Annotated in this window: 16 protein-coding genes and 2 pseudogenes; 2 read left to right on the top strand and 16 right to left on the bottom strand. The window is 66.0% G+C overall.

Annotated elements, in window-relative coordinates:
• Window positions 1-46: 46 nt before the first annotated feature.
• The 14 genes from fliQ to ACH0CP_RS07175 form a co-directional block, all read right to left on the bottom strand.
• Window positions 47-319 carry a flagellar biosynthesis protein FliQ gene (gene fliQ, locus ACH0CP_RS07240; RefSeq protein WP_294442318.1) on the bottom strand — a complete coding sequence of 91 codons (273 nt, stop codon included), beginning with the start codon at window positions 317-319 and terminating at the stop codon, window positions 47-49.
• Window positions 320-430: 111 nt separating this feature from the next.
• A complete protein-coding gene (gene fliP / locus ACH0CP_RS07235; protein WP_294442362.1) occupies window positions 431-1,201 on the bottom strand; it encodes a flagellar type III secretion system pore protein FliP in 771 nt (256 codons plus the stop codon).
• Window positions 1,202-1,332: 131 nt separating this feature from the next.
• Window positions 1,333-1,599, bottom strand: coding sequence for a flagellar biosynthetic protein FliO (locus tag ACH0CP_RS07230; protein WP_294442319.1), 267 nt, complete (start codon window positions 1,597-1,599; stop codon window positions 1,333-1,335).
• A gap of 8 nt (window positions 1,600-1,607) precedes the next feature.
• Entirely contained in the window at window positions 1,608-1,898 is a 291-nt protein-coding gene (gene fliN, locus ACH0CP_RS07225; protein WP_088333445.1) for a flagellar motor switch protein FliN, read from the bottom strand.
• Entirely contained in the window at window positions 1,895-2,833 is a 939-nt protein-coding gene (locus tag ACH0CP_RS07220) for a flagellar motor switch protein FliM (RefSeq protein ID WP_294442321.1), read from the bottom strand. Before ACH0CP_RS07220 ends, fliN begins: the two co-directional genes overlap by 4 nt.
• A 6-nt stretch (window positions 2,834-2,839) precedes the next feature.
• Window positions 2,840-3,472, bottom strand: a complete 633-nt coding sequence (fliL, locus tag ACH0CP_RS07215) for a flagellar basal body-associated protein FliL (RefSeq protein WP_294442322.1) — start codon at window positions 3,470-3,472, stop codon at window positions 2,840-2,842.
• Window positions 3,473-3,491: 19 nt separating this feature from the next.
• Window positions 3,492-5,564, bottom strand: coding sequence for a flagellar hook-length control protein FliK (locus tag ACH0CP_RS07210; RefSeq protein WP_406888441.1), 2,073 nt, complete (start codon window positions 5,562-5,564; stop codon window positions 3,492-3,494).
• A 39-nt stretch (window positions 5,565-5,603) separates the two neighbouring features.
• A complete protein-coding gene (locus tag ACH0CP_RS07205) occupies window positions 5,604-6,020 on the bottom strand; it encodes a hypothetical protein (protein ID WP_294442325.1) in 417 nt (138 codons plus the stop codon).
• Window positions 6,013-7,341 (bottom strand): FliI/YscN family ATPase, encoded by a 1,329-nt coding sequence (locus ACH0CP_RS07200; RefSeq protein ID WP_294442326.1) that lies wholly within the window; start codon window positions 7,339-7,341, stop codon window positions 6,013-6,015. Before ACH0CP_RS07200 ends, ACH0CP_RS07205 begins: the two co-directional genes overlap by 8 nt.
• Before the next feature lie 89 nt (window positions 7,342-7,430).
• A complete protein-coding gene (locus ACH0CP_RS07195) occupies window positions 7,431-8,171 on the bottom strand; it encodes a FliH/SctL family protein (RefSeq protein WP_294442327.1) in 741 nt (246 codons plus the stop codon).
• Window positions 8,164-9,174, bottom strand: coding sequence for a flagellar motor switch protein FliG (gene fliG, locus ACH0CP_RS07190; protein WP_294442328.1), 1,011 nt, complete (start codon window positions 9,172-9,174; stop codon window positions 8,164-8,166). The genes ACH0CP_RS07195 and fliG overlap by 8 nt, the downstream gene beginning before the upstream one ends.
• Entirely contained in the window at window positions 9,171-10,874 is a 1,704-nt protein-coding gene (gene fliF / locus ACH0CP_RS07185; protein ID WP_294442329.1) for a flagellar basal-body MS-ring/collar protein FliF, read from the bottom strand. The genes fliG and fliF overlap by 4 nt, the downstream gene beginning before the upstream one ends.
• 1 nt (window position 10,875) lies before the next feature.
• The gene (fliE, locus tag ACH0CP_RS07180) at window positions 10,876-11,238 is read right to left on the bottom strand and encodes a flagellar hook-basal body complex protein FliE (RefSeq protein WP_294442331.1); all 363 of its coding nucleotides are present in this window, start codon (window positions 11,236-11,238) and stop codon (window positions 10,876-10,878) included.
• Window positions 11,235-12,515 carry a sigma-54-dependent Fis family transcriptional regulator gene (locus ACH0CP_RS07175; RefSeq protein ID WP_294442332.1) on the bottom strand — a complete coding sequence of 427 codons (1,281 nt, stop codon included), beginning with the start codon at window positions 12,513-12,515 and terminating at the stop codon, window positions 11,235-11,237. The genes fliE and ACH0CP_RS07175 overlap by 4 nt, the downstream gene beginning before the upstream one ends.
• Before the next feature lie 392 nt (window positions 12,516-12,907).
• On the opposite strand from ACH0CP_RS07175, the pseudogene ACH0CP_RS07170 reads away from it, so the two are divergent.
• Window positions 12,908-14,311, top strand: a pseudogene (locus ACH0CP_RS07170) (flagellin hook IN motif-containing protein); the annotation flags it as partial.
• A gap of 276 nt (window positions 14,312-14,587) precedes the next feature.
• Window positions 14,588-14,842 (top strand): annotated as a pseudogene (locus tag ACH0CP_RS07165) (flagellin); the annotation flags it as partial.
• Between the two features lie 162 nt (window positions 14,843-15,004).
• Here ACH0CP_RS07165 and ACH0CP_RS07160 read toward each other — a convergent pair.
• Together ACH0CP_RS07160 and gntA are read right to left on the bottom strand one after the other, a co-directional pair.
• Window positions 15,005-15,595 (bottom strand): urea carboxylase-associated family protein, encoded by a 591-nt coding sequence (locus ACH0CP_RS07160; protein WP_294442333.1) that lies wholly within the window; start codon window positions 15,593-15,595, stop codon window positions 15,005-15,007.
• Window positions 15,588-16,319: a guanitoxin biosynthesis heme-dependent pre-guanitoxin N-hydroxylase GntA gene (gene gntA, locus ACH0CP_RS07155; protein ID WP_294442334.1), complete on the bottom strand. Its 732-nt coding sequence runs from the start codon at window positions 16,317-16,319 to the stop codon at window positions 15,588-15,590. The genes ACH0CP_RS07160 and gntA overlap by 8 nt, the downstream gene beginning before the upstream one ends.
• Window positions 16,320-16,332 lie beyond the last annotated feature (13 nt).

Here is a 16,332-nt window from a genome sequence, read left to right as displayed (position 1 = left end):
CTCGACTGCACGCGACACCACGGGAGGGCAGTTCAACCGCACCCGTTTAGCGGACCAGATCCGGGATCCGGTCGAAGATCGAAATGGTGAAATCGGTCAGCAGCCCGAGGATCATCGCCCCGAAAATCACGAGTGACAGGCCGACGACGATCAGCTTCGGCACGAAGCTCAACGTCTGCTCCTGGATCGACGTCGCGGCCTGCACCATGCCAAGGATCAAGCCGGAAACGAGCGCCGGGATCAGGATCGGCGCGGCGGCAAGCGCCAGCACCCAGAGCGTCTGGTTCGCGACGGTCAGGAAGTAATCTGCGTCTACCATGGTCGCCTGCTCAAATCCGTTCGTGCCGAGCGCCGTCGAGGCACGTGCCTCCGAGCCAGCACCATGTTGCCCGTCCCTCGACTTCACTCGGCACGAACGGGAGGATGCCGACTAAGTCGCGAAACTGTTCGCCAGGCTGCCCATCGTTAGCGCCCATCCGTCCACTAACACGAACAGCAGCAGCTTGAACGGCAGCGAAATGATCGTCGGGCTCAGCATCGCCATGCCGAGGCTCATCAGCACGGTCGCGACCACCAGGTCGATCACCAGGAACGGCAGAAAGATGAGGAAGCCGATCTGGAAGGCGGTCTTTAGTTCGCTCGTGACGAAAGCGGGCAGCAGCACCGAATAAGGAATGTCATTCGGGCTCGCATACGGACCGGACTTCGCCATCTCGGCGAACATCGTCACATCCTTTACCCGCGTCTGCTTCGCCATGAAGGCGTGAAGCGGCGCGCCGACCGTCTTGATCAGGTCCGTCCCGCCGATCTGCCCCGCGGCATAAGGCTGCACCGCCGTTGTGTTGATCTGGCTGATCACCGGCGCCATCACGAACATCGACAGGAACAGCGAGAGGCCGATCAGCACTTGATTTGGCGGCGTCTGCTGCAGCCCCATCGCCTGGCGCAGGATCGACAGCACGATGATGATCCGCGTGAAGCTGGTCATCATGAGGAGGATGCCCGGCAGTATGCTCAGCAGGCCCATGATGATGAGGACCTGGAGCGACAGCGACATGGATCCCGAGCCGTTCGCCCCGCCGCCTAGCTGGCCAAGCGCGCGATCCACGGCGTCTCCTGCGCCCGGCACAGCAGGTGCGGCCGGTGCAATCGGCGCGGTCTGGGCAAAGGCAGGCATCGCCACCAGCAGCGCGACGACCATGGCCAGCACGACCAACACGATAGTGTGCGCGCACAGCGGCGGGGCGGCGGTGCGCGAGCGAGCGCCATGCCGCGCCGGCGCTCCGCGCTCCGCGAACAGCGCGATGCCGCTATTGGTGCGGCGAACAGTGATCACAGCTGCGTCTTCCCATCAGCGCGGTCCACCAGCGTCACGCCGCCGCGGCCAACCGACACGAGCAGGCGCTTGCCCTCGAAATCGATGACCGCAAGCCGCAGGCCGGGCGAGATCATCATGGTTTCCTTCACCGTGATCAGCCGCGTCTCGGCGCGGCCCGGCATGCGGCTCTCCAGCCGACGCCACAGGTACAGGCAGCCGATCATCAAGCCGCACACGAGCGGCAGCAGCACGATCAGCTTCAGGATGTAGGACCACAGCATCGGGTGGCTCAGCCGCGCTTGTCGGGGTTGACGAGCTCGGTCATTCGCACGCCGAACCGGTCACCTACGGTCACCACTTCGCCGCGTCCAATAAGCGTGCCGTTGACGAAGACGTCGAGCAGTTCGTTCGCCTGCCGGTCGAGCTCGATCACGCTCGACTCGCCAAGTGCCAGCAGCTCCCGCAGCGTCAGCTGCGTCGAACCGATTTCCACCGTCAGCTTCACGTCGACGTCCTGCAGCAGCCGGAAATTGGCCGCCAACGCGCCGTCCGCAGGGAAGCCCCCGCTCATGTCGTTCATGGATTTAGTCCTTCGAGAGAGGCAAGCGAGGTGAGGCGGATGGCAGCATGGCCGTTCGACGTGCCGACGGTGCCCGTGCCCAGGCGATCATTGCCGACCATCACCGGCACATCCTGGCCGAAGCTGATCGGAATGACGTCGCCGGGCTGAAGTGCCATCAGCTTCGACAGGCGGATCGTCGGCTCGGCCAGAACCGACCGCACCGGAAAGCGGATGTTCATCGCCGCGCGGGTCAGCGCGGTCTGCCACAGCGCATCTTCGGCCGCCGCCTTGGCGACGACCTTGCCGGTCAGCGCGGTGCCGTGCGGCTTCAACGCGGACACTGGGTAAATGAGATCGATAAAGGCAGGCTTTCCGTGGCCCGGCGCCACGCCGAAACGGGTGATGATCATCGCATCGTCGCCATCGAAATCGGAAAGCATCGCGGCGTTGGCTTCGCAGCGTCCGATTGAAAAGCTGACGCGCGCCAGCGGCTCCCAAGCACTGGTCAGCGGCACCGCGATCATCTGCCCCAGCCGCGCGACCATCGCTTCGGCCGCGGGGGAAAATTCGCGCGGCATATCCGCCGGCGCCGCACCGGTGCCACCGAAGAACAGGTCCAGCAGCTCGAGCACGAACTTGCCGTCGAGCACCAGCAGCGCGGTGCGATCGTCCATCCCCAACGGCAGCCACGCGGTCAGCCGGTCCGGCCGTTCCGCGCGATAATCGGCGAAGCGCTGCACCGACAGCGGCTCCGCCCAGGCCCGCACCTCATCGCGCAGCAACGGCTCGAACACGCCGCGCATCCCCCGCGCAAGACGCGCCGAGAGATGCTGCAGCGTATGCAGGTCGCCGAACGGATTGAGCTTCGCCTGCCCCAGGCCGCCCGGCTGGACCGCTTGAGCGCGGGCGCGCTCGCGCCGTTCAGGCGCAGGGGAGGATTTGGCGTTAACCATGCCCGTTCACTGAACAACGAAATTGGTAAAGTAGACGTTACTAACGCCACCAAATCCCTCTTTCTGCTTCAGCGTGGTGTTGACTGCCGCCACCAGCCGCTTGGCCAGCTGCGCCTTCCCCTGGGAGGTAAATACCTGATCTTCCGTGGTATCTCCGAGCGCCATCAGGATCGCTGAGCGGATCGCGATGTCGTTCGTCTTGATGTTCTGGATTACCTTGTCGTCATAGGGGGTCGACACGGCGATGCCGACCTGGATGAAGTGCACCGAATCCTGCAGATTCGCGGTGAACTCCTTTTCAAGCGCATAATAGTTGGAGGCATAAGCCTCGCCACCCGCCCCGTCCGGCGTCGGCATGCCCTCGTGGCCGGCATCGCCTTCGGCTGCTTCACCGCCACCGTCGCCGCCCTCACCGCCGCGCTTCTGCGCGCTCTTGGGCACCAGCTTTGGCGTGTTCGGAGCTTCCGCCGAATGCGCGCCGCTCCCGACCAGGCCGGAGCCGGCAGCATAGAGGCCCGCGCCGACGCCCCCGCCGACCAGCACCATAACGCCAACCGCCATCACGACGATCTTGCCGAGCTTGCCGAGCTTGCCCTTCTTCTTGGACGCGGGCTCGGCCGCTGCTTCCTTTTCAATCATTGCTCAAAAATCCCCGCTCTCATGCGACTCGCTCGTCGGCCGACGACGCGCCCGTCTGGGCAGCATCCGGCGACACGTTGTTGGTGGGCGCGGTGCCGGTGCCAGCGCGCTGTTGCTGTTGCTGTGGATGGCTGCCGCCGTCGCTCGTCTGGGTCGACAAGCGCAGCCCACGCGCTTCCGCCATGTCGGCCAACCGCGGCTGGGCCTCGGCAATCAGCTGGCGCGTCTCGGCGTGCTGCGCCTGGAAGTGCACGGCAACCGTATCGCCGTCGCGGCGCAGCGAGACGTCGATCGTCCCCAGCCGATCGGGCACCAGGCGAATGCTGGTGTCGTTCGCGTTTGCCGCGTCGCGCAGCATCTCGATCCGCTCGATCATCTTGGCTGGCCAAGTGTCGCGCGCCATGTCGAGCGCGGCGTGGCGGCTGCTCTCCGCCGCGGTGACGGCGTGCGCGGCGAGATCCGTCGTGGGAGCGATGGCCACGATCGCCTGCTCCGCGGCAGCCGGGCGACGCTCCTCGCGCACCACTTGTTGAATCGCGGCGGCGAACACCTGCGCGGCCGGCGCGATCCGGTTTGCCTCGGCCGGCTGCAGCACGGGCCCTGCCTGCACACTCGCAGCCGGCAGATGCGCGCCACGATCTCGGCTACTTGCGGCTCCCGAGCCAGTGACCTTGTCCGCCACGGTCTGCGCCGACGCCGACTTATCACTCAGGCCGCTTTCCGGGCTCGGTGACGGGCTGTCGGATAGCGCGGTGTGCGTCCCATCTGGCCCGCCAGCTTCCGGCCGGCTCAGCATCGGGGGCATCGTCGCCGGTCCGACAAGAGCCGGAGCCTCCGCTGGCACGAGCCGCGCGGCGTTACCGCCAGCGAGCGGATCCGCAACTACCTGAGATGGTGACCGCCACATATAGCGCGGAGTCAGCGATGCTACCGGCTCTGCGTTCTCGCACTTCGACACCGAGGCGCCCTCGGAGGAGCGCTGCATCACACCTTCGCCATCGTGATCCAGCCAGCTCACAGGCAGCGGCACCACAGGAGCCGGAGCGTCCACTCGTACCAGCCGCGCGGCGTCGCCGCCAGCAAGTGAGTCCGCCACAACCGAGGATAGCGGCCGCGAGAGTTCAAACGGTGCCCGCCATACGCCGGGGGCGGCATTCCCGTGCTTTGGCGGCATCGCGTAGCCTGCGTGGCGCCTGGCAGTACTTTCGCCGCCGCCGTCCAGCCAGCTTGCCAGCGGAGTCGCTCCCGGCGGCGGCGACTGCGGCGTGTTCGCGAGAGTGCCAACCGGCAACAGATGCGCTGTGTTTCCGCCAGCATGTGGATCCGACATCACCGGAGATGGCGAACGCCACAGATGGCGCGACGTCAGCGGCGCGCCCGAAATTACATTGCGGCGCTTCGACGCCACGGCGCGATCGGATGCGGGCTGCGTCATACCTTCAGCGCCGCTATGCAGCCCGCCCGGCAGTGGGGGCACCGCATCAGCTATGGCGCCCTCCGAAGCCAGCCGCGAGGTGCCGGCAGCAATAGAGTTTGCCACGATTGGATATAGCGGCCGCGAAATATGGGTTGCCTTCGGCGATGGGTCCAGCGCCGCCCCTTGGCTCACCGGCACCGCAGCGCCGGCTGACGGGCTCTGCGCGAAGCTTTTCTCCGCGGCATCAGACGGGCTTACGACCCGGCGCGCTAGCAGTGGCACCAAATTGGCAACCGCGCCACCTGGCGCCGGCCGCGCGGCGTTCCCGTCAGCAAGGGGATTAGGAAGAACCGAAGAAGCCGTCCCCAGCGTGGCAGGCGGCGCAAGGGACACGTCGGGGGCCGTATCGTCGCTCTTCGGTGCCGCGGCGCCTGAATAGATGGCGGTCGTCACCGAAGGCGCGAGCCACAGAACAGTGCCGGCGCCGGCAGTCACGGCGTCATCCTCGCCGCCGGCAACCGGCAAGTCCTTGCCGGCACCTTCCGGCGCCATCGGCATCACCGGTACCATCATCGCAGGCAGCAACGCGGCAAAGCTCTCACCCGCGGCTGCGCCAGCAGGCAGGATACCGGCTGGTGAAGCCACCGGCGGGATAGTGATGGTGCGGATCGACATCATGGATCGGCTTCTCGTCGGATCTATTCCGACGTTAGTTCAGCAAGGATCGTGCCGGATCTTCCGGGTCGGCGGCGCATCCTGAAGCGCCCTGATCGCACGCAACGCCGCTTCCGCTTCGCCGCGCGCGATCAGCTTCTCCACCGCCGTCTGATCACGCTTGGCAGCACGTGTGGCTTCCACGGCGCGAGCGGCCGCTGCCTCAGCCGCGCGGACGCGATTGTCCACCGCCTGCGCATTGCGGTGCAGCTTTTCCCGATAATGCGCCATTGCCGCGAAGGAGAACGCCGCTCTCAGTCCTTCTTCGGGCGAAACCGCTGCGGCAAGCTGGGCGATCCGCTGCGACAGAGTCATCTCGCTCGACACCTGCTCATGCGCGCGCGTTTCCTCCGCCCGCGCCATGCCAAGCTGAAGCGTACGCACGCGATGCAACCGCTGGAGCTTCTTGTTATCCATCGCCGAACACGCCGGTCAGTTCCGTCACCGCATCCTCCAGTGACACGCTCGCGTCCGCATCCTGCCGGATGAACTCCATGACCGCGGGATGGTAGGCGATCGCTGCGTCGATCGCCGGATCGGCGCCTGCACGATAGGCGCCCATCAGCACCAGATCGCGGTTCTCTTCGTAGGTCGCCAGATGGCGCCGCAGGACTCGTGCGGCCTGAACGTGCGGCTTCACCGCGATGTCAGTCATTACGCGGCTGACGGACTTGGACACGTCGATCGCTGGGTAGACGGCATGCTCGGCAAGCGCGCGGCTCAGCACGATATGGCCGTCTAGGATCGATCGCGCGGAATCCACCACGGGATCGTTGCCGTCGTCGCCGTCCGCCAGCACGGTGTAGATCGCGGTAATGGCGCCGCCGGTGTTCACATCGGTACCGGCGCGCTCGATCAGGTTCGGCAGCATGGCAATCGCAGAAGGCGGATAGCCCCGCGCGGAGGCTGGCTCGCCAAGCGCCAGCCCGATCTCGCGCCCGGCATGCGCCACACGTGTGAGCGAATCCATGATGAGGAGCACATTCTTGCCCTCGGCGCGGAATGCCTCTGCGATCGCCGTCGCGCGCAGCGCGCCGCGGATGCGCAGCACCGGTGAATGGTTGGCCGGCACCGCGACGACCACCGACCGTTTGCGCGCCTCACCCGCCACCTTCGTTTCCAGAAAGTCAGCGACTTCGCGACTGCGCTCACCAATCAGGCCAATGACGATCACGTCCGCCTTGGCCGCGCGCACCATCATGCCGAGCAGCACCGACTTGCCGACGCCCGAGCCCGCCATGATGCCGACGCGCTGACCCTTGCCGATCGTCAGCAAACCGTTGATCGCGCGCACGCCGACATCGAGCGGCTCCAGCACGCGACCACGGTCGAGCGGCGACTGAAGCTTGCCGGCAAGCGGCCAGCGACCGGCGCCGCGGATGGGCCCCAGGCCGTCAATCGGATTTCCCGCGCCATCGACCACCCGGCCCAGCAGCGCCTCGCCAACTTCCGCTTCGCCCGGCGCGCCCGTTGGCCGCACCGGCATCTGCGGCAGCAGCGCGGCGGGGCCGCCGAGGTTCATCAGCAAGGTCCGGCCATTGCGAAAACCGATCACCTCGGCCTCCACGCCCACACGCGCGTCGCCGATCCGGCACACGGTACCTACAGGCAGTGTCAGGCCGACCGCTTCCATCAACAACCCGTCATAGGACGCAAGCCGCCCGGCCACCTTCGGCGCCGGTCGGAAATCGGCATCACCAAGCGCGTCGAGATAATCGGCGGTGAAACGGTTCAGCATTGATTGTCCCGTGGAAGAACACCCGGAACGCGTCGGCAGTCCGGCGTCTGGAGCGCAATCCCGGCGGTTGCCGGGCAGTCAGGAAATGGTCAAGCCGCGGCCGGCACGGCGACCTTGTCGAGTGCACTGGTCAGTTGCTCCAGCCACAGCTCCGGCCCCTCCTCGACGATCGTAGAGGCCGCCTCCAGCACGAAGCTGCCGCGTGTCAGCGCGGCATCGCCGACCGCAAAAACGGTATCCGGCAAGCGGCCCTCAAGCAGCGCCACATCCGCCGGGTTCACGCGCAGGATCGCGCTTTCGCTCTGGTCGGCCAGCAGTTCAGCCGCTGCCTCCACTCGGGCGGCGAGCAGCTCGGCGGAAATGCCGGTATCGCCCACCAGGCGGGTCACGAGATGCAGCACCGTCTGGCGCAGCTGCTGCGCAATACGCTCCCGATCGAGCCGTTCATCGGACTTCAGAGACGCAGCGATGCCCTCGAGCAACGCCAGATCCCGCGCGGTCTGCTGTTCCTGCTCGATCCGCCCCGCAGTATAACCGGCGTCGTAACCGACACGATGCGCCTCCACCAGCGGATCGATCGCCACAACCTCGGCCGCCGCCGTTACTGGATCAAGGCTCGGCGTCTCTTCCTCGTCTATCTCTGTGCCTGCTGACGCAGGACCAAAGCCGTTCGGTGAGGCCGCGAACGCTTCCTCGATTCGCGCGATCAGGTCGCCCGGCGCGAAGCCTGACGGCCGCTCCGCGAACATGCGGTGCAGCCGTACTGCCGCATCATCCTGTCGCGCGGAAAAGCCCGCAACGAACGCACCGCTCACCGCCGCCTCAGACATAATCGTCCTCACCCCCACCCATCATGATAGTACCGTCTTTGGCGAGGTTGCGGGCGATCGCGATGATCACCTTTTGCGCCTCAAGCACTTCGGACAGCTTCATCGGGCCACGCGCTTCCATCTCGTCGCGAATGCCGTCGGCGGCACGGGCAGACATGCAGCCCAGGAACCGGCTGCGCGCCGCTTCGTCGACGCCCTTCAGCGCGCGCGTCAGGATATCGCTGTCGATGTTTCGGATCAGCGTGCCCAGGTTCTTGTCGTCCATGTCGAGCAGGTTGTCGAAGACGAACATCGCCTCCTCGATCGCCCGCGCGGTTTCCTTGTCCAGCTTGAGCAGCTTGGGCATGACCCGCTGCTCGGTTGTCTTGCGCGCACCTTGCAGGATCTTTGCCGCCTCGCGCGTACCGCCCAGCTTGACCTGCGTGCCCTGCGCGGCACTCGCCGCGCGGCTGCCGATCATCGTCTTCAGCGTTTCCACCGCTTCCGGCGTGATCGGGCCAAGCTTTGCGATGCGATGCAGTATCTCCGGCTGCGCAGCATCGGGCAGCAATTCCAGCACCTGCGCCCCGACAGCGGGATCAAGATTCGCGATCAGCAGGGCGGCGACTTGCGGATGCTCCTTCTCGATCATGGCGGCGATGTCGGTCGCGTCAAGCCAGTCGAGCAGTTCGATCTCGCACGCGGCTTCCGGCGGCGTGATCCGCGCCAGGACGCTTTCGGCTTTCTCTTGGCCCAGCGCACGGTGCATCACCGCCTCGATCTTCGGCTTGGGATCGAAGGTGATGCCGGTCCGCTCACGCGCACGGCCGACGAAATCGTCCAGCACGCCCTCCACGTCGGCCTCGCTCACATCGGCGACGGTGTACATGGCGCGGCCAAGTTCGCGCACTTCATCAGGCTCCAGCTTTTGGAGGATCGCTGCGGCTTCCTCCTCGCCCACCAGCATCATCAGCACCGCGGCGCGTTCCGTGCCGGTGAAAGTGCGAAGCGCGATCTCGTTCACTGCGCCGTCGCCTTCATCATGTCACGCACCGCAAGTGCGGCGCGCGCCGGATTGTCACGGGTAAAGCCACGCACCTTGCCGATCCGCTCGTCATAGTTGCGACTGGCCTCGATCTCGTCGAGCGTCACCGGCGGGGTCACTGAGATTTCGGCGCCCCCATTCGCGCCCTCCTCGCCCTCAGCGATGGCCTCGCCCCCGGCGCTGAGCACGGCGTGCGACGGTGCCTCCGCCTCTTCCTTCTTCTTCATCAGCGCCTTGGCCAACGGGCGCACGCCCAGCAACAACACCATCAGCGCAATCACGATCGCCGTCACGTTTCGCGCGATCACCGGCAGCCAGCTATTGTCATACCAGGCCGGGCCGTCACTTGCGCCCTCGCCTTCGCCGGCGAACTTGCGACTGATCACCGTCACCTGGTCATTGCGGGCCTGATCAAAGCCAACGGCTGAGCGAATAAGCTGGGTAATCTGGTTGATTTCGGCTGCGGTGCGGCGGCCCTTCTCCGGTTCGCGCAGCAGGACGGCCACGGATAGACGCTTGACGGCACCCGGTGCCGCGCGGGTGACCGAAACTTCGCGGCCAAGGTCATAGGACCGGGCGAACTGGTCCGATTGCTTGTTCGCGTTCGGCGCCGGGCCACCGGCGATCGGCTGGCCGGACTGAACCGGCTGGCCGTCCGCGCCTACCGCCACCTGCGGCTGCTGCAGCGTCGCAGCCGGCGGCGGCGTGTTGCTCAACGCACCCGGAATGCCGCCGGGCGCCTGTGCGTCGCTTGCCTGGTTGCTGGTCCAGTTGCCGGTTTCGGCACGCAGCGCACCCTGCTTGTCATAGCTTTCACGCGTAGCGGAGGTCTCGTCCATGTTGACGTCGGCCTGCACCTCGGCCGTAAAGTTCCCCGCGCCGATCAGCGGCGTCAGCAGCTGGATCAGCTGCGTGCGATATTTCTCCTCCACCTGCCGCTGCAGCGCGATCCGTTGTTCGGTGCCGCTCTGGCCCATGGCGCCAGGCTTGGAGAGGAGGCCGCCCATTTGGTCGACGATTGTCACGGCTTCGGGCTTCATGCCCGGCACCGACGATGCCACGAGGTTGATGATCGACTGCACCTGCGCCTCGCTCAAAGCGCGGCCTCCCTGCAGCTTCACTACTACGGAGGCGGATGGCTGGGCATTGTCGCGCACGAACACGCTCGATTCCGGCATAGCCAGATGCACGCGCGCCTCGGTGACGACGTCGATCTCCTGGATCGACCGGGCAAGCTCGGTCTCGCGCGCCTGGCGCAGGCGCTCACCCTCGACGGCACGGCTGACGCCCATCGGCAGCTGATCGAGGATCGCGTACCCGCCCGGCGCCGCTTTAGGCAGTCCTTGGCCGGCGAGCAGAAGGCGCGCACGGGAATAATCTTCCTCGTTCACCGTCACCGCATCGGTCGCCTCGTCGATGTGGCTCGTGATGCTGGCGGCGGACAGTGCCTGGGTGACGGCTGCCTTGTCGGCGTCCGGCAGGCCCGAATAGAGCATCTTTTGCGGCGGCGTGGACAATGCCGACCAAGCGAGCGCCGAGGCGCCGATCAGGCTGACCATCAGCGCCATCGGGCCGGCACGGCGGACCGCGGGCTGCGCGAACACGCCCTGGATCTGCTTCAGCGGGTTCGCGAAGCGCTCCGGTATTATCGCGCTCGAAGGGGCAAGTGCGTTAGCCATATCAGACCGGCATGCTCATGATGTCCTTGTACGCGGACAGGATCTTGTTGCGGACTTGCAGCGTCGCCTCGAAACCGACCGACGCTTCCTGGCGGGCGAGCATCACTTTCGCGATGTCGACCGTCTCGCCGCGTTCATAGGCTTCCGACAGAGCGGAGGCCTTTTGCGACTGCGCATTCACGGACTGAAGCGCGCTTTCCATCGTCGCGGCAAAGCTGCCCGCCTGTTGCGCGCCGGAAGCGGGTGCTGTCTGCTCCGCCGCAACGGTCGCGTTCGCACGGCTCAGCGCGGCATTACGCTCCAGGATCTGGGCACGAAGCGCCATCACCCGGTCAATGCCGCCTACCCCACCAACACCGCTCATGCCGTCAGTCTCCGATCGTGCGGCGCAGCGATCTCTTCACCCTGTTCGCGCGCCTTCGCAAGACGGTAACGCAAGGTTCGTTCCGAAATGCCGAGGCGGCGGGCGGTTTCGATACGATTTCCGCCGCACGCCTTCAAAGTCTCTCGAATGGCGGCAAATTCGGTCAGCTGAACCACCGACCCCAGCGTGCTGGCAGGGGTTGCGGCGGCCTCTTCGGCAATGACGAACGGGCGCGGCGCGCTGGCGCGATCGAACAGGATGTGATCGGCCTCGATCGTGTCGCCACCGCAGAACAGCAGGGCGCGCTGGATGACATTCTCGAGTTCGCGGACATTGCCCGGCCAATCGTGCGCGACCAGCTTCGCGATCGCCTCGTGCGAGGGCCAAGGCACCACGGCGCGAACGCCGGCATGGCGCAGGATCATCGTCGCGGCGAGCGCCGGCACGTCCTGCGCGCGATCGGCCAGCGCGCGGGTGGTCAGCGGGAACACCGACAGCCGGTAGTAAAGATCGGCGCGGAAACGGCCCGCAGCGACCTCTTCCTGAAGGTCGCGATTGGCGCAGGCGACGACGCGCACGTCGATGGGCACCGGATGCGTCGCGCCGATCGGTACCACTTCGCGCTCCTGCAGCACACGCAGCAGCTTGGCCTGCAGCGGCAGCGGCATCTCGGCGATCTCGTCGAGCACAATCGTGCCGCCATTCGCTGCGCGAAAAAAGCCTTCGCCGCCGGACGACGCGCCCGTGTAGCTGCCCCTCATATGGCCGAACAGCATCGCTTCCAGCATGGTCTCGGGCAGCGCGGCGCAGTTGATCGCGATGAACGGGCCGTCCGCGCGCCCCGAATTGCGATGGATCGCACGCGCCAGCACTTCCTTGCCGGTGCCGGTCGGCCCGTTGATCAGGACGGTGATGTCGGCCGCAGCGACGCGCTCGGCCAGCGCGAACAGCGCCAGCGTCTCGGGGTCAGCGGCGGTTGGAAGCTCAGGGCCGCCAGCCAGCGCGCGGGCAAAGGCGTTGCCTACCGCCGAATCGCCATGGTCGAACCGCAGCCGCGCCGGCGCGCCGTCGCGAAAGGGCGTAACCTGCGGCGCGCCGCGCGACAGGATGACCGTGCGCGCCGGCACCGGAGAAGCTTCGCCCTCGGTCACCAGCCAGGCAGTGTCCGGCTGCGGCCGGACGGACGGGGCGGCAACAATAAAACCCTGGGCGCGGAGCGATGAAACCAGCGTGACATGCGAATCGGCAACAGCAGCGGACGGAACGATCGAGCGCAAAACTTTTCCCCCACGGAATGATCCTGCCTCTACCGGCCATTTGGTTAACGACCTCTTGAACCGGCAGCCGGCCGGCAGAATTTTTCCGGGCACGCATCGCGCGCGCGCGCGAATGCGCCCGAACGCACCTGCGCACACGAATGGGCGCGTTCCCGCATGAACTTGCGCGCGATGACGGCAACTTGGGCAGCCGCTTGCCGCCTTGCCGGAAAGGCCGGCCAAATCTTGCCGCCTGCCGGCAATCACCAGCGTTAGCGCCCGGCATTTCCCCCCGTCCGGCGGGCCCACAAAAAGTTCTAAAGGCTTCCACGCGTTGGCCGTTTCGTATGGCGACGGCTCGGCCCTCCGCTCCGGGGGCGGCGGGGCGGTCGTAGACACCGAAGGAACCCACCATGACCGTTATCGGAAGCAACATCTCGGCGCTTCGCGCCGCCAACGCATCGACGAAAGCGCAGTCGGATCTCTCGACCGCGATGGAGCGCCTCTCGACCGGCAAGCGCATCAACTCGGCGAAGGACGATGCCGCCGGCCTCGCGATCGCCAGCCGCATGACCAGTCAGATCAAGTCCATGGGTATCGCCGTTCGCAATGCCAACGACGGCATCTCGATGGCGCAGACCGCTGAAGGCGCGCTGAGCGAAGTCACCAACATGCTGCAGCGCATGAAGGAGCTGGCCACCCAGGCTGCCAACGGCACGCTGGGCACGTCGGAGCGTAAGGCGCTGCAGGCAGAAGTGTCTCAGCTGACGGCGCAGATCGACGATATTGCAAAGTCCACGAACTTCAATGGCCTGAAGCTGCTCGACGGCACCGCCAAGAACATCAAGCTCCAGACCGGCGCCAGCGCTGGTGACACCGTCTCGGTTTCGATGGGCTCGGTATCCACGAACGCGCTGGGGCTGAACGGCTACCGCGTCGAGGGTCAGCTGACCACGGGTCGCGTCGGGGACACCCTGGCTGCTGTCGCCAAGGGCGACATCACGCTGAATGGTAAGGCAGCCTTCGCCGCGGATCTGACGGCGGCCACCGACACCGCGAAGGCGTTGGCAAAGGCTGTCAACGACAATAGCGCCAAAACCGGCGTTTCGGCGACGGCCTACAACACGCTGACCGGCAACTCCGTGTCCTCGTCCGGGGTCGAAGCAGGAAAGCTCGAGATCAACGACGTCGAAGTGTCGGGTGCGAATGCGGAGGAACTGGTCAAGAACATCAACCGCGACGTGGCGGGTGTGACCGCGACGCTCAAGGATGGCAAGATCACGTTGTCCAACGACACGGGCATCGCGATCAAGATTGGCGGTACTACTCCAGGTCAGGCTGGCTTCGAAGCTGGTACTTTCCAGGGCTTCGTGGCGCTTTCGAGCAACGATGGCTCGCCGGTCGTCGTTGGAAAGGGCAAAGATGGCAGCGACACAGACTTCGCGTCCGTCGGCCTGAACCAGACCGCAGCCAACGGCGCGGTCACCGGCATCAAGGCGAGCGCGGACGCTCTCGACGAGAGCGACGATCTGAAGATCAACGGCGTCACCATTGGAAAGTCGTCGGACGCGTCGGCCGCATCGAAGGCGGCAGCGATCAACGCAGCATCCGGTGAGACTGGTGTTCAGGCGAGCGCTCGCAATCAGGTGACGTTGGACATCGATCTCACTGCAGTCGCTCCTGACGAATTCAGCATTAACGGCACCGTTGTCGATCTGTCCGCTGCAACGGACACCGCTGCCGTAGTAAAGTCCATCAACGAGGCACAGGTTTCGGGCATCAAGGCGTCGACCGACGCTGACGGCAAGCTGGTGCTGACGTCCGACACTGGGCAGGACATCACGATCAAGGATGATGGCGCCTTCACGACGGCAGTCACCAACGTCGATGGCACAACTGGTGTGTCAGACGGCTCGGCGGCGTCGCGTGGCCAGCTGACCCTGTCTTCGCAAAGCGGCGCGGACATCCGCGTGCAGGGTTCCGCCGCAACGCTTGAAAAGGTGGGTCTCACCGCACAGGGCGGCGAGGACGGAAAGCTGGCTGGCGGCATCTCAATCGCGACGCAGGACGCAGCAACTCAGGCTCTCAGTGCGATCGACGCCGCTCTCGACAAGGTCTCGGCGACGCGCGGCGACCTCGGCGCGGTCCAGAACCGGCTGGAGGTGACGGTGAACAACCTGACCACCACGAGCACCAACCTCGCCGACGCTCGCAGCCGCATCGAGGACGCCGACTTTTCGGCAGAATCGACGGCTCTCGCCAAGGCGCAGATCCTGAGCCAGGCGTCGACCGCGATGCTGGCGCAGGCCAACCAGTCGCAGCAGGGCGTGATGAAGCTTCTCGGCTGATCCGTGAGCGGCACCGGCACCGCCCCCAAATGGGTGCAGGTGCCGCTCCGCTCGGCGCAGCAGAGAAGATGTGGGAGCCCGGTGGCCGATCGGCCGCCGGGTTTTCTTGTTCATGGGCGACGAGCAGAGCGCCGGCTCATTCCCGCGCGCTCTGGCGGCGCGCTAGCCGGCGATCCGATAATCAATCGGCTTGAAGCTGCCGCCGTTGGAATCATACGCTGAACAGGCGGTCAGCCCGATCACCAGGTCCATCGCCGCGCGGAACACGATCTTGTCGCCCGCTTTGCTGATCGGCGGCAGCACGCGCAGCTTGCCGGTCTCGCCATCCACCGGTACGTTCATGAAGCAGTTGAATGCGCTGGGGATCATGTCCTCGGTCACGCCGTAAGGTCCCAGCGCCGCGGCGAGGTTGCCGAAGCAGCCGCGATGCAACGGCTTGTCTGGATAGAAATGCCGGAACGTGTCCACGCTGCACGGCGTCAGCAGGAAATCGTGCCGCCCGACATCGTCGGCAATGATCTCCAGCAACGGGCGCGAGCGGTTGGAATAGAGCGTGTGCCCGGTGGTGAGATAGATCGTCTCCGCATAGTCGAACGTCCGCCCGGAAGAGATCGCCTCCCCCGCGTCGTCCGCGTTGAATGCCAGTAGGTCCGCCACTTGGCATCCTTTCGGATCGATCACCTCAAGCGTTGCGCCCTTCTCCAGCCGGAACGCGGTACCGCTTCGCTCCGGGATGCGCGTCGCCTCAATCATCGGCGGTGGCGCCGGCATCGGTATCAGCGCCGCGATAATGGAACGGGCAGGCCCAGCCTTCATCGACCACGCGGCCGCTATATTGCCGTGCCTCGCTGGCCGCGCCGTGGCGCGCCAGCATCGGATTGCGCGATCCCGCCAGCGCCTCGTCGCGCACCAGGATCTTCTCGCGCATGCCTTCGTAGCGGCCCTCGGCGCGCAGCCGTTCGAACTGGTCGTGCAGGTTGAACACCAGCGCCGGCTTGGCGAAACGGCGCGCGGGGCGGCTGGCATTGGGGTGGATGCCGACGACGAAGAACGCCTCGCCGCCGAAGCTCAGCGAGAAATGCGGATCATCCGGATCATGGCTGACGCGCTGGTCATAAGGCTGGCCGCGCCACACGTCCTTGTCGGATAGCGATTGCACGCGGTCCCACAAGGCGCGCTCGAACGTCGCCTCATCCAGATCGACCGGCCCGTTGAAAACGACCGCGAAGCTGCGAAACAGCGCCGGCTCCTCGCGGTAGGCAGCGGCAAAGCGCATCAGCCCGTCGTGAATGCGCAGATCGTCCCACCCGCTGTCGATCCGGTTGCAGGCAAGGACGCTCAGCGTGCCACGCGCCAGCGCCGCCTTCGCCCCGACGCACGGGAACAAGCGGTCGGCCACATGGTCCTGAAGCAGTCGTTCAAAATGATCCTGGTCGGCGTGGCGCCAGGGAAAGAGCGGTGTTTCGGGCTGCGGCATGGACCGGTCCTAC

Source organism: Sphingomonas sp. 179-I 2A4 NHS (genome assembly GCF_045369135.1).
Taxonomy (GTDB): domain Bacteria; phylum Pseudomonadota; class Alphaproteobacteria; order Sphingomonadales; family Sphingomonadaceae; genus Sphingomonas.
This window is presented reverse-complemented; position numbering and strand designations above follow the sequence as displayed.